Annotated in this window: 13 protein-coding genes; 7 read left to right on the top strand and 6 right to left on the bottom strand. The window is 72.2% G+C overall.

Annotated elements, in window-relative coordinates; all coding sequences use genetic code 11:
- Positions 1-34 precede the first annotated feature (34 nt).
- Positions 35-775 carry an SDR family oxidoreductase gene (locus ABZ340_RS12480; RefSeq protein WP_358781712.1) on the top strand — a complete coding sequence of 247 codons (741 nt, stop codon included), beginning with the start codon at positions 35-37 and terminating at the stop codon, positions 773-775.
- A gap of 77 nt (positions 776-852) precedes the next feature.
- Here the strand turns inward: ABZ340_RS12480 and ABZ340_RS12485 are convergent, their stop codons facing one another.
- The 3 genes from ABZ340_RS12485 to ABZ340_RS12495 form a co-directional block, all read right to left on the bottom strand.
- Positions 853-1,032 carry a hypothetical protein gene (locus ABZ340_RS12485; RefSeq protein WP_358781713.1) on the bottom strand — a complete coding sequence of 60 codons (180 nt, stop codon included), beginning with the start codon at positions 1,030-1,032 and terminating at the stop codon, positions 853-855.
- Between the two features lie 227 nt (positions 1,033-1,259).
- The gene (locus ABZ340_RS12490) at positions 1,260-2,027 is read right to left on the bottom strand and encodes a methyltransferase domain-containing protein (protein ID WP_358781714.1); all 768 of its coding nucleotides are present in this window, start codon (positions 2,025-2,027) and stop codon (positions 1,260-1,262) included.
- Positions 2,028-2,609: 582 nt separating this feature from the next.
- Positions 2,610-3,722 carry an ABC transporter substrate-binding protein gene (locus tag ABZ340_RS12495; protein WP_358781715.1) on the bottom strand — a complete coding sequence of 371 codons (1,113 nt, stop codon included), beginning with the start codon at positions 3,720-3,722 and terminating at the stop codon, positions 2,610-2,612.
- Between the two features lie 307 nt (positions 3,723-4,029).
- On the opposite strand from ABZ340_RS12495, the gene ABZ340_RS12500 reads away from it, so the two are divergent.
- The 5 genes from ABZ340_RS12500 to ABZ340_RS12520 all read left to right on the top strand — a co-directional run bounded on the left by ABZ340_RS12500 (position 4,030) and on the right by ABZ340_RS12520 (position 8,474).
- A complete protein-coding gene (locus ABZ340_RS12500; RefSeq protein ID WP_358781794.1) occupies positions 4,030-4,668 on the top strand; it encodes an HAD family hydrolase in 639 nt (212 codons plus the stop codon).
- A 104-nt stretch (positions 4,669-4,772) separates the two neighbouring features.
- Complete coding sequence (locus tag ABZ340_RS12505) at positions 4,773-5,954, top strand: helix-turn-helix transcriptional regulator (RefSeq protein ID WP_358781716.1); 1,182 nt, start codon at positions 4,773-4,775, stop codon at positions 5,952-5,954.
- 288 nt (positions 5,955-6,242) lie between these two features.
- Positions 6,243-6,572: a hypothetical protein gene (locus ABZ340_RS12510; protein WP_358781717.1), complete on the top strand. Its 330-nt coding sequence runs from the start codon at positions 6,243-6,245 to the stop codon at positions 6,570-6,572.
- Between the two features lie 439 nt (positions 6,573-7,011).
- Positions 7,012-8,118, top strand: coding sequence for a hypothetical protein (locus tag ABZ340_RS12515; RefSeq protein WP_358781718.1), 1,107 nt, complete (start codon positions 7,012-7,014; stop codon positions 8,116-8,118).
- Positions 8,115-8,474 carry an ASCH domain-containing protein gene (locus tag ABZ340_RS12520; protein ID WP_358781719.1) on the top strand — a complete coding sequence of 120 codons (360 nt, stop codon included), beginning with the start codon at positions 8,115-8,117 and terminating at the stop codon, positions 8,472-8,474. The genes ABZ340_RS12515 and ABZ340_RS12520 overlap by 4 nt, the downstream gene beginning before the upstream one ends.
- Positions 8,475-8,559: 85 nt before the next feature.
- On the opposite strand, the gene ABZ340_RS12525 is transcribed toward ABZ340_RS12520, so the two are convergent.
- From ABZ340_RS12525 to ABZ340_RS12535, 3 genes are all read right to left on the bottom strand, one after another.
- Positions 8,560-8,796: a helix-turn-helix transcriptional regulator gene (locus ABZ340_RS12525; protein ID WP_358781720.1), complete on the bottom strand. Its 237-nt coding sequence runs from the start codon at positions 8,794-8,796 to the stop codon at positions 8,560-8,562.
- Positions 8,797-9,148: 352 nt separating this feature from the next.
- Positions 9,149-10,024 carry an undecaprenyl-diphosphate phosphatase gene (locus ABZ340_RS12530; RefSeq protein WP_358781721.1) on the bottom strand — a complete coding sequence of 292 codons (876 nt, stop codon included), beginning with the start codon at positions 10,022-10,024 and terminating at the stop codon, positions 9,149-9,151.
- 348 nt (positions 10,025-10,372) lie between these two features.
- A complete protein-coding gene (locus ABZ340_RS12535; protein ID WP_358781722.1) occupies positions 10,373-11,170 on the bottom strand; it encodes a TVP38/TMEM64 family protein in 798 nt (265 codons plus the stop codon).
- Between the two features lie 468 nt (positions 11,171-11,638).
- On the opposite strand from ABZ340_RS12535, the gene tuf reads away from it, so the two are divergent.
- Entirely contained in the window at positions 11,639-12,808 is a 1,170-nt protein-coding gene (tuf, locus tag ABZ340_RS12540) for an elongation factor Tu (protein ID WP_358781723.1), read from the top strand.
- Positions 12,809-12,917: the final 109 nt, after the last annotated feature.

The raw sequence follows: 12,917 nt of genomic DNA on the forward strand, positions 1-12,917 counted from the left end.
GATGATCGATCAAATCTCGGCTTCAGGAGGTCTCATGTCGCGTCCGGTCACAGTGGTCACCGGTGGCAGCCGGGGAATCGGTGCGGCGACCTGCCTGCGCCTCGCGGCGGACGGACACGACGTGGCCGTGGGCTACGTCCGCGACGCGGCGGCGGCCGAGGCCGTGGCGGACGGAGTGCGCGAGGCGGGCGGGCGCGCGGTCACGGTGCGGGCGGACACCGCGGTCGAGGCGGACGTCGAGCGGCTCTTCGAGGTGACGGAGGACCGGCTCGGCCCCGTGACCGGCCTGGTGAACAACGCAGGGGTGACCGGACCGCTGGGCCGCTTCACCGACGCCACCACCGAGAACCTGCGCCGGGTCGTCGACGTGAACCTCATGGGCGTCCTGCTGTGCTCCCGGCGCGCGGCCCAGCTCATGACGGAGCGGGGCGGCGGCGTGATCGTCAACGTGTCGTCGGCCGCCGCGACCCTCGGCAGCCCGGGGGAGTACGTCCACTACGCGGCGACCAAGGCCGCCGTCGACGCGCTGACCCTGGGCCTGGCCAAGGAGCTCGGCCCGGACGGCGTCCGCGTCAACGCGGTCGCCCCCGGAGCCACCGACACCGAGATGCACGCCACGATGGGCGACCCGGACCGGGCCCACCGGCTGGGCCCTTCCCTCCCGCTGCGCCGCCCGGGCCGGGCGGAGGAGATCGCCGCCGCCATCGCGTGGCTGATGTCGCCGGACGCCTCCTACACGACGGGGGCGGTGCTGCGCGTGGCGGGCGGGCGCTGAGGGGCGGGTACTGGGGGCGAACGCCGAGGGAGTGGACGTCGAGGAGGCGGACGCCGAGGGGCGGCGCCCGCCACCCCTCACGCCGCCTCGATCACCTCTCCGCGGATCGCGGCCGCCCACTCGACCACCAACAACTCGTACTCCGCGCGCTCTTGGGCCGACAGGGACCCGCACGCGCGCCGCCACAGGTCACGGATCTGCTCGTTCAGCTCTGCGGCAGACCGCACGGAACCAGGGGTCACGGAATCGGGGGACATGCGGACAAGCCTAGGGGCAAGCACTGACACTCCGCTACCGGGCGGCTACACAGCCCGCCGGAGGCCCGTGACGGCGGGCGCGCCGCCCGCCTCCGGCCGCGCCCCGGGGCGGCGCCGATCGGCGCGTCGGCCCGCCCGTGCGAGAGCGCGCTCTGCTCACCCGGGCCCACCCGGAGGCCGCAGGGCCGCTGCGGTCCGTGGTGTCCCGTGGTGCGGCCGTACGCTCCTCACCGCGCGCTCCTGGCCGTGCTCGGAGGAACTTCCTGGGCGGTACGGCGGAACAGGGCCGTCCAGAGGAAGGGTTCACCGAAGAACGGGGAGTCGTCCGGTTCGTCGCGCATACGGCGCAGCTCGACCTCCGTCAGGTCGGAGAAGATCCAGCGCAGGGATTCCGGCGTGTAGGCGAGGCCGCCGTGGAGGCGGGACTGGCGGTAGAAGTCCACGTCGGGCAGTTCGGAGCCCATCGCGCCGGACGCGAAGCAGGTGAGGGCGAGATGGCCGCCGGGGGCCAGGACGCGGTCGAGGAGGGCGAGGTAGCTGACGCGGCGGTGCGGCGGCAGATGGTGGAAGCAGCCGGAGTCGTAAACCAGGTCGTACGGGCCGCCGAGCTCGTCCGCGGTGAGGGCGAAGGCGTCGCCGCAGTGGAAGCGGACGGCGGCTCCCGCCGCGCGGGCGCGGTCCTCGGCCCAGGCGATGGCCGCCGGAGAGAGGTCGACGGCGTCCACCTCGAAGCCCTGGGAGGCCAGTTGGAGGGCATTGCGGCCGGGACCGCAGCCCAGGTCGAGGGCGCGTCCCGGAGCGACCAGGCCCCGGTCGATGTACGACACCAGGTTCTCGTCCGGCTTCTCCGCGAAGAACGGCACCGGCTTGGAGCGGTCCGCGTAGAAGCCGTCCCACCACGAGGCCGCGCCGGCCGTCCAGCGGTCGGCCTCCGGTGCGAACAGGCCGTCCAGGAGCCTCAACACGTCGTCCACCGTACGGATGTTCCGGTCCATCAGGTCCCCTTTCCGATGCGGAGAACGTAGGCGCGCGTGACGCGAAAGGCCAGCTCGGACGATGCGGCGGGAGGGCGTCGCCGAGCCTCTGGAGGGCTTGGACCGGGGAGGGGGGGCGGACCCCCTCGCGGCTACGGGCATCGGCTCCCCCCGGGCCCCGCCGAAGGGCGCCAAGGAGCCGATTCCGGCTGAGCCGAGGTGCCTTTTTCCTCTCCTGGCCACCGTCGTGGCCCAAGACCGCGTCGGCGCCCGACGCCCGACGCCCGACGCCCGACGCCCGATGCCCGATGCCCGATGCCCGACGCCTGACGCCCGACGCCCGATGCCCGATGCCCGACGCCTGACGCCCTCGGACCTGCCCGCCCGGGAACCGGCAGCACCGCCGAGCACCACGCCCGCGGAACCGCCGCCCGGACGCCTCCGGCGAGTGCCGGAGGCTGCCCCCGATACCCCGGACGAGACCGCTGTACGTCGGTGGCCGTCCGGCGCGCGACCCGTGCCCGGTGAGGTCCGCGGGACCACGGGCCGGGCCGGCGCCGGCTGCCGCACGACAGCCCGATGAATCCGGACGTCTGTGCTCTCTCAGGCGGAGTGGAGGACCCGAAAGCGACCGGGTTCCGCCGGGTCCCGGTCAACGACTTGGACGGGCGTCCCAGCCCATTGCCACACGCTGACGCCTGACGTGCGGGAGAACCGGATCCGCCCACGGGTGCCTTCGACCGCGACGCGCGGCCAGGATGCGGCCGTGCGCGCCCGGTCCGCGCCGTGGGAACGCAGCACGTCGGCGAGGACGGCGATCGTGTCGTAGCCCTCGAAGGCGACGAAGGAGGGCGCTTCGGCCAGCCGCTCGCGCAGGGCCGTCCCGACCCGTGCGCCCAGGGGGCCGAGGCGCTCGGGCAGGTAGCGCAGGAACGGGATCGCGGCGCCGTCGCCGCCCAGCAGCGTCGCCCATTCGGTGAACTCCGGCTGTCCGGCCGGCGCGCCGATCAGGAGCTCGGCGAGGCGCCGGTCGCGGCGGACGGACCTGACGATCGGCACGGCCGGCTCCGGATGGCCGACCAGAAGGAGAAGGGCTGTCGCGCGATGACCGACGAGTGCGTCACACACGGCCGCGGGGGTGAGCGCGCTCATGTCGAGTTCGACGACGGTGCCGCCGCGTGGAGCGAGGCAGTCCCGCAGAACACGGGTCCCGGACGCCCAGTAGACACTCGGCTGGGTCGCCACGGCGATGCGGCTGTGGCCCGCGCCGAGGAGGAAGTCCGCGTAGACCCGCCAGCCGCGGGACTGCGGCGGGGGAAGGCGCGCGACCCACTCCGTCGGCTGTTCGGTGAGCGCGTCGAGAACCGCCGACGAGCAGAGGAACGGCAGGCCGAGGGCGTCCGCCCTGGTGGCGGCGGCACGAGCGACGACGCTGTGATACTCCCCCGCCAGGGCGGCCACGCCCAGGCGGGCCAGTTCGTCCACGGCCGCCACGGCCCTGTGCGGATCGGCCGCGGTGTCCCGGACCACCAGCTCCAGGGGCCTTCCGGCGATCCCGCCGGCGTCGTTGACGTCGCGAACGCCCAACTCGAGTCCGGCGAGCAGGTGGTGCCCCGCCCCGGTCCAGCCGGGCCGGGTCAGCGGAACGAGAGCGCCGATCCGGACGGCTGCCCCGTCGGTCCGCTGTGCCCCAGGTGACGAGAGTGGCGTATTCATGCGTCGGCGTCTCCCGCGTGGCGATTCGGTCGCGACTTGTCCGGACCGCGGAGCGGCAGGGCCCGCGGGTACGGGTTCATCTCATCTCGCCGTGGCGGCGCCTGGGTGATCATGCCGGACATTGCATCCACAGCCGTCACCGGCAGGCAACCGTTTATCCGTTCCGCTGCACCGCCGGCAATGGCACCGCAGGGTGCGACCACAACGCACGAATCGCCGCATTCAGCTCGTCAGCAGACCGCACGGAACCAGAGGTCACGGAATCGGGGGCGTACCCCCCAGCCTGCGGCCTACGCTTCACCAAGTGATCAAAACAGTTGTCCTCGACGTCGGCGAAACCATCACCCGCGACGACCGCTACTGGGCATCCTGGGCCGACTGGCTCGGCATCCCCCGACACACCCTCTCCGCACTCGTCGGCGCCGTCGTCGCCCAAGGCCGTGACAACGCCGACGCCTTGCGCCTCGCCCGCCCAGGCATCGACATCACCGCCGAGTACCACGCCCGTGAAGCCGCCGGCCGCGGCGAGCACCTCGACGAAAGCGACCTGTACGACGACGTCCGCCCGGCACTCTCCACGCTGCGCCGCCTCGGCGCCCGCGTCATCATCGCCGGAAACCAAACTGCCCGCGCAGGTGAACTGTTGCGCGCCCTGGACCTGCCCGCCGACCTGGTGGTGACGTCCGGGGAGTGGGGCGTCGCCAAGCCGCAGCCTGAGTTCTTTCAGCGGGTCGCCGAGGTCGCGCAGGCGACGCCTGAGGAGACCGTCTACATCGGTGACCATCCGGCGAACGACATCTTCCCCGCGGCGGCGGCTGGGCTGCGGACCGCGCATCTGCGGCGTGGCCCGTGGGGGCATCTGTGGGCCGACTCCCCGGACGTTGTGGAGGCTGCGGACTGGCGCATCGACAGCCTCACAGAACTCGCCGCCCTCCTCGCCGAGTAACCGCAACGGCCCCGCCCGGACGGGTGCCGGACGGGGCCGTTCACATACTCAGCACGTCACCGCGCGAGTACGGTTCGGAGTGGACGCACCGAACCGGAGCCCGTATGCCCGCCCACCCACTGCGTGAGGTAGGCCGCCGCATCGCCGCCACCCGCCACGCACGCCGCATGACACAAGCCGACCTTGCCCGCGCCGCCTACGTCTCCCTGGCGACCGTAAAGGCCATCGAGCGCGGCGCCCGCATGCCCAGCGACGACACCCTCGACTCCATCGCCGCAGCCCTCAACGTGGACCCCAGCCGCCTCGCCACCGGCACCACCCACACCGAAACCCGCGTCCACGCCGCGCTGCCCGCGATCTCCGCAGCGATCGCCGCCTACGATCTCCCCACCGACCCACCGCAGCAGTCGCTCGACGAACTCGCCCAGGCAGTCGGCTCGCTCGTCGACTGGCGACTCGGCGCTCAGTACGCACGCATCGCCAAACACGCACCCACACTGCTCACCTCCACCCTCGCGGCCCTCCACCACACCACTGGCCGTGACCGGCTACAGGTCGCCCAACTCGTCGCCACGACCGCCCGATCAGCGGACGCCGTCGCCTACAAGCTCGGCGCCCGGGACCTGTCGGCCCGCCTGGTGGAACTGATGCGGTGGGCCGCCTGCCAAACCGAGGACCCGCTGGTCGAAGCGGCCACCGCCTACGTGCGCACCGAAGTCTTCTTCGCGGCCCGCGCCCACACCCAGGGGCTCCGGGCTCTGGAGCAGGCCATCGACGCCTCTCCCAGCCCAACTGGCCCAGATACGGCTGCCGCACGCGGCGCATTGCACATGCGAGCTGCCGTCATCGCCGGCCGCGCCGACGATCCTGAGGCGGCCACCCTTCACCTCACGGAGGCCCGTCGTCTCGGCGACGAGGTACGTGAGGACGTGTACCAAGGCACGGCGTTCGGCCCGGACTCTGTCCGTGCCCACGAGGTATCCGTCGCTGTCAGCCTCGGAGGCGACCACCTTCAGCGTGCCCTGGATGTCGCCGCTGAATGGGCCCCACCCGACGGCCTGCCGGCGGAGCGGCAGTCTGGCTTCTGGATCGAGCTGTCCCGCGCACAGCTCTGGGCGGGCCGCCCGGACGACGCGTTCGAGTCGCTGAAGGTCGCACGTTTTATCGCCCCGCAGCACACGCGCGAGCACCCGTGGGCGCGGGACACCGCCGCGACTCTGCGGCGCCTGCGCCGCGCGGACGCCGAGTCGCTGACGTCGTTCGCAGAGTGGATCGGCGCTATCTGAGCAGCTTGAGAAGGGGATACAGCCTGTATCCCTTGTGCTCTTCATAGTGGCCCATGATCTGTCTGTCAGCGAGAACAGGCGGAGCAGATCGGAGTGGGCTGTGAGCACGCGCACGGATGAACCGATCCGCGTCACCCGCCCGGTAAGCATCGCGCGACTCCACGGCCGCGCCTGCTGGTACTGCGGCGCAGTGACAAGGGATCTGGTCCCGGCAGGAGAAGTGCGGTGTACCGGCAGCGTCCGTGTTCGGCCCATAGCGACCTGCGGGTGTGAGAAGAGGGCCGAGGCGTGAATGTCACCACCCAGGAGATCCCGCCTGAGGTCCTGGCCCTGCTTGCGCTACCCGACGTCGACACGCTGACCCCGGATCAGGCCCGCGGCGCGGTCTGTGCCTGGTGCCCGACGCGGCTGCTCGCTGAGACGGCCGTCGACCTCGGCGAGCACACCGATCCGGAGGCCGGCCGCTGGTGGCCGCGCGCCTGCGGCCCGTGCGTCGGCCGCCGCGCGCACCACGCGCTCTACGCGCACGTCGCCCTGTGCGAGCCCTGCGTCGATGACGTGGCCCGGTGCGAGATCGGCCGCACCCTGTCCCGGCTCGTCAGGAGGTACCGCCGATGACGCGGAACACCATGAGCCCGCCCCCTGCCCTGGGCCTCCTCCCTCCCGAGCCTGACCCGGAGGCGGGCTGCGCAACGTGCCAGAACCTCGCACAGGAGCGGGAGGAGGCCCGGGCAGCGGGAGACGGCTCGCGCGTCTCGGACTGCAACGTCCTCATCCGCGCCCACCCCCACGGCCCCCGGCCCGGGATTCGGCAGGGCTGAGACTCCCGCCGGCACCGCAGGGAGACCGCGGCGCCGGCGGGTCGGGCGGCCGTCCTGCCAGAGGAGGTCAGACGGCCGCCTACACCAGACCCCGTCACCGGCTCGCGCGCCGGCCGAGCCGGTGACGGACCACGGCTTGTCTCCGCAATCGAATCCGTGCATGCGGATCGAGCTGCCCCACCGAGATACCCCATGCGGCCTCAACCACTCGCAATCCCGTCCACACAGGGAGTGACATGACTGCTCTCGTCTCACCGAACACCGTGCTCGCGAACGCGCTCGGCTCGGCCGAGGACGTCCTCGCGCCCCGCATCCGGACCATGACCCCGTCACGAGTGACGTTCGTGGTCGGAACGCAGATCAACGGCGTGCCGCACCTCGGTACGTCCCTCGTGCAGTCCCTCTCATTCGCCGCCGCCGCGCGCGTCCGGCAGCGCTTCGGTATCCCCGTCGAGGTGCTGTTCGGCGCCCTCGACAACGCACCGTACGAGGTCGTCAAGGACCCGGCGTCGGGGCACCGATACCAACGTGCCTACGCGCACGCGCTCGGCGAGGCGGCCCTCGCCGACCAGGTCGACGAGCTGTACCGGCCGCTGTTCGACGCGCTGTCCGAGCGGTTGTCGATCCCTTACTCGATCGAGATGTACTCGCGGCGGCAGCAGACCGAGCAGTACCGGCGCACCTGGTTACGAGTGCACCGCCGTATCGACGCCGCCCGCTGGTGGCTCGACCCGGCACGCGGTGTACCGCACGTCCGCGTCCCCTGCCCGGCGCCGGGCTGCGGGTGGGCCGAGAAGTACGCCGAACGGACCCGCATCCTGCTTGCCGACGAGCACGCCATCGTGCACGCCGTGTGCCTGCACCACGGGCCCTACGAGGTAGTGATCGACCCGGACGGCGGCGGGTATCTCGACCTCGCCACTCTGTACCGCAACCTCGTGAAGGAACTCGCGGTCACGGTGGACCGCGACCGGCTGTCCGTCATGGTCAAAGGTGGCGACTGGGTGTTCGGATCGACGCTCGTCGACAACGCCTTGACCGCGATCGGGCTCGTCGGGGCACAGCTCCCGACCCGGCTGTTCTGCCCGCAGGTCGTCACCGACACCGGGGCAAAGCTGTCGAAGTCGCTCATCCGGGACGGCAAGGTGTCGTTGCCCGACGGCTCAGCGCCGTGGATGCTCGATACGCGGCTGTGGCCCGGCTCGTTGGCCGACTACGCCGAGCGACTGCTCGGCATGGCCGCCATGCTGCTCGGCAACCCACGGCACTTCTTCCGCTCGTACTCGGCCGGCGAGCTCGGCCGCTTGATGTCCCAACCGACGAGGAGCGTCACCGCCCCATGAGCGACACCACCACCGCCCGCAGATACGAACTGAACCTGTATCGCCGGTACTTCGAGCTCGTCGCCGCCGGCCGCAAGACGATCGAAGTCCGGGTGAGGTACCCACATCTCGCCGAGATGGCGGCCGGGGACCGGATCAGGTTCCGGATCAAGGGAACCACCGAGACGTGCGACGTCCTCGTGAAGCGGGTCACCCCCTACGCCGACTTCGAGGCGCTGCTCGACAGCGAGGGGCCAGCGAACGTGAACCCGAGCAGCACGCGCGAACAGCAGCTCGCGAACATTCGGTCGATCTACCCGCCCGAGAAAGAGGCGCTCGGCGCCCTCGCGATTGAGATGGAACTCATCGACGTCTGATGCCGGTCACCGGCGCGTGCCCGTCGCTGATCGTGCCGGTGACACCCCGAGCGGCCCGTCTCCGCCCCCGTCGGGGGCGGGCCGCTCACCGCGCGAGTTCCTCCAGTGATACACCGATGGCGCGCGCGATGCGAAGGAGCGTCCTGAGGGTTGGGTTCGTGCGGCCGGCCTCGATGTTCTGGCAGTGAGCGCGGTTCATCGGCGCCGCGAGGAAGACGCGCTCTTGGGTCAGGTTCAGGAACTCGCGGACTTCGCGGATGCGCCTGCCGATGCGCTGTCCTTCGTGGTCGAGCCACTCCTCATCGGTCAGGTCGTCTAGCACTCGACAAACGCTGTGACCTGCGCGACGGACGCGGCACCGGCCGAGCCGGCGCCGTCATGGCCGCCCATCCGTAGAGTGAAGGTCATGACCGTGTCGTGTGCCTGACCGGATCGCTGGCCGGTATGGCCAGGGCGGGGGAGATTCCCACCCCCAGGCGGAACCCCCGCCCTGGTCCCCGTCCGGACGGCAGAAGGTCCCCAAGAACTTGGGGGCCTTCGTCGTACAGGGAGAAGCGGCGGGGGAGTGGGAGACGACTGGGAGATGATCAAGGAAAACAGACGGGAGACGGCGCTAGTTTCCGCAAGCAACCGCAGGGCAGTCGATAGCGGAAACCAGTACTCGAACCTCCGGATCAGTGCGCCGGCTCGCCCGCGTGGGGACTCAGTACACCTAGGCTGACCAGCACGATCAGTGCCACGCCGAGGGCGATCCGGTACCACACGAACGGCATGAAGCTCTTCGTGGAGATGAACTTCATGAACCAGGCGATCACGGCGTATCCGACACCGAAGGCGATGATCGTCGCGAAGATCGTCGGCCCCCAGGACACGTGGCCGCCCTCCGCCGCGTCCTTGAGTTCGAACAGGCCGGAGGCGAGGACCGCCGGGATGGCCAGCAGGAACGAGTAGCGTGCCGCCGCCTCGCGCCGGTAGCCCATGAACAGGCCGCCGCTGATGGTCGCGCCGGAGCGGGACACGCCGGGGATCAGGGCCATGGCCTGGCAGACGCCGTAGATCAGGCCGTCCCGGACGCCGAGGTCCTGGAGGGTCTTGCGCTGCATGGGCGCGCGGTGCCGGCCGCCCCTCTCGTCCCGGGCCGCCAGCCGGTCGGCGAAGCCCAGGACGACGCCCATCCCGATCAGCATGGCCGCGGTGATCCGCAGATCGCGGAACGGCCCCTCGATCTGGTCCTTCAGCGTCACGCCGAGCACACCGATCGGGATGGAGCCGACGATGACCAGCCAGCCCATGCGCGCGTCGGGATCGCCGCGCATGCCCTTGTCGGTGAGCGATCGGGTCCATGCCGAGATGATCCGCCCGATGTCCTTGCGGAAGTAGATCAGCACGGCGGTCTCCGTGCCGATCTGGGTGATCGCCGTGAAGGCCGCGCCCGGGTCCTCCCAGCCGGAGAACGCCGCCGTCAGCCGCAGGTGGGCGCTGGAGGAGACAGGGAGGAACTCGGTCAGCCCCTGGACGAGTCCGAGGATGAGGGATTCAAACCAAGACATGAAAGTACGGAGTCCAAGTGCCGATCGTGGGAACGGGCGAGGGACACACCCGGCCGCCGTGCGCGGTGATCAGTGATCGGGCGTGTCGAGGGGCAGCGTAGCGTCCTTCGGTGACGGGCCGGGCACAGGGGCCGGGGGCCGGGCCGCCGCGGGCCCCGTGACCGTCCCGCCGGGGGCCCGCGGGCGGACCGTCAGGGCAGCGTCGCGGTCCGTGGGCGGTCGTGGGGCGGGTTGGTGGCGGCCATGGGGCTGTGAGGCGGTGGGTCCGTGGGGCGGTGGGTCCGTGGGGCGATGGGGCCGTGGGCCGGTGGGTCCGTGGGGCGGGGGCCTTCGTCGTCCGGCCAGTCGTCAGCGGGCCCGCAGGTGGTGGCGCTTGCGCCAGGCCACCACCGCACCCACCAGACCGGGTACGGCGATGCAGGCCAGCGCGATCAGGAAGGCGGGCGACGTCGGTGCCGAGGCGCGGGCGCCGGCGACGACGTACGCGGCGGTGTTCGGGACGGACCCGAGCGCCGTCGCGAGCAGGAACGGCAGCAGGCCCATCCGGGAGACGGCGGCACAGTAGTTCGCGGCGGCGAACGGCACCCCGGGGAACAGCCGTGCGGCCAGCATCGAGCGGAAGCCGTGCCGGCTGAGCTGCCCGTCCGCGGCCTTCAGCCACCGGCCGCGCAGCAGCGGGCGCAGCGCGTCCTGGCCCAGCACCCGGCCCAGGCAGAACGCGATCCCGGCGCCCAGCACCGTGCCCGCCAGGGCCGCGCCGAGGCCCGCCTGGGAGCCGAACAGCGCGCCGGCCGCGAGGTTCAGCAGCGGACGCGGCACGAACGCCACGGTGCACAGCCCGTACGCCACCGCGTACGCCAGCGCCGCCGCGGCTCCGCCGAGCTGCGGCGGCCAGCCGTCCACCAGCAGCTTCTGCGGCTCGAACAGCAGCACCGCCGAGGCGGCCGCGGCGAGCAGGGCGACGAGCAGCGACAGGCGCGACCAGGGCGAGAGGAGGACTCTCGCGCAGCGGGCGGCGAGGCCGCCGGCGGCGACGGCGACGGGCGGGGCGGGCGCGGCCCCGGGGACGGCGGCGGCGAGCTCCGTGGCGGCGGCCCGGGGAGAGGCCGTGGCGGTGCCCCCAGAGCGGGTGGTGGCATCGAGCATCCGGTGACAGTAACCGACACATATGTGTGATCGCCGTATGGTTCGCCTCATCGGCGCCACCGGCGCGCGAACCGGCGGACACCGCGCGCGGAGGAACCGGCGGAAAACCATTCGACGCGGAGCGGGGCGTGGGCGAGGATCGGCGTCATGTTCCGGTACGCCTTCCTCCTCGCCGCATCCGCCGCCGCGGATGCCCCGAAGGCTGCCGTTCCCGTCCTCGTGGCCGCCGCCGACGGCGCCCGAAGCTGACCCTTCCCGGATCGTCCGGCGGACCCCGCAGGGGGAGGGTCGGTACCACCTCGGGGTCCCCGTCCCGCCGCGTGCCCGCAAGGCCGCGCCGGGGCCGTCACCCGTCTCTTCGGCGCACCACCGGGCAACGCGGCGCAACACCGGCGTATCGCTGACACATCGAGTGGCGACCGAGGGGCGATCGAGAGACGACCGAGACCGAGACTTCGAGGTATCGCCATGCCCAAGACGGCGTACGTCCGCACCAAACCGCATCTGAACATCGGCACGATGGGCCACGTCGACCACGGCAAGACCACCCTGACCGCCGCCATCACCAAGGTCCTGGCCGCCCGGGGCGCCGGCACGTTCGTGCCGTTCGACCGCATCGACCGGGCGCCGGAGGAGGCGGCCCGGGGCATCACCATCAACATCGCGCACGTCGAGTACGAGACCGACACCCGGCACTACGCGCACGTGGACATGCCCGGCCACGCCGACTACGTCAAGAATATGGTCACCGGCGCCGCCCAGCTCGACGGGGCGATCCTCGTCGTCTCCGCGCTCGACGGGATCATGCCGCAGACCGCCGAGCACGTCCTGCTCGCCCGGCAGGTCGGCGTCGACCACATCGTGGTCGCCCTCAACAAGGCCGACGCGGGGGACGAGGAGCTGACCGACCTGGTCGAACTGGAGGTCCGCGACCTGCTCACCGCGCACGGCTACGGCGGCGACGCCGTACCCGTCGTACGGGTCTCCGGGCTGAAGGCGCTTCAGGGGGACCCGCGCTGGACGGCGTCGATCGAGGCGCTGCTCGACGCGGTGGACACGTACGTGCCCTTGCCCGAGCGGTATCTGGACGCGCCGTTCCTGCTGCCGGTCGAGAACGTCCTGACCATCACCGGGCGGGGCACGGTCGTCACCGGCGCGGTCGAGCGCGGCACCGTCCGGACCGGCGACCGGGTCGAGGTGCCCGGCACCGGGCTGGAGACCGTCGTCACCGGCCTGGAGACCTTCGGCAAGCCGATGGAGGAGGCGCAGGCCGGGGACAACGTGGCGCTGCTGCTGCGCGGCGTCCCGCGCGACGCCGTGCGCCGCGGGCACGTGGTCGCGGCGCCGGGCAGCGTCGTGCCGGGCCGCCGGTTCACGGCGCGGGTGTACGTCCTCTCCGCGCGCGAGGGCGGCCGTACGACCCCGGTGGCGACGGGCTACCGGCCGCAGTTCTACCTCCGCACCGCGGACGTGGTCGGTGAGGTCGACCTGGGCGGGACCGGCGTCGCCCGGCCCGGTGACACCGTCACCATGACGGTCGAACTGGGGCGCGCGCTGCCGCTGGAGCCGGGTCTCGGCTTCGCCATCCGCGAGGGCGGGCGGACCGTCGGCGCGGGGACGGTGACGTCGGTGGGCTGAGCGGGGGCCGGGGCCCGCCGTCACCGGGGACAGAGCCTGCCGCCACCGGGGCCGGGGGCCCGCCTGCCGTCCCGGGGCGGGCCCCCGGCCACGCGCTGTCGGTCCCGTG

Source organism: Streptomyces sp. NPDC006134 (assembly GCF_040628835.1).
GTDB lineage: Bacteria > Actinomycetota > Actinomycetes > Streptomycetales > Streptomycetaceae > Streptomyces.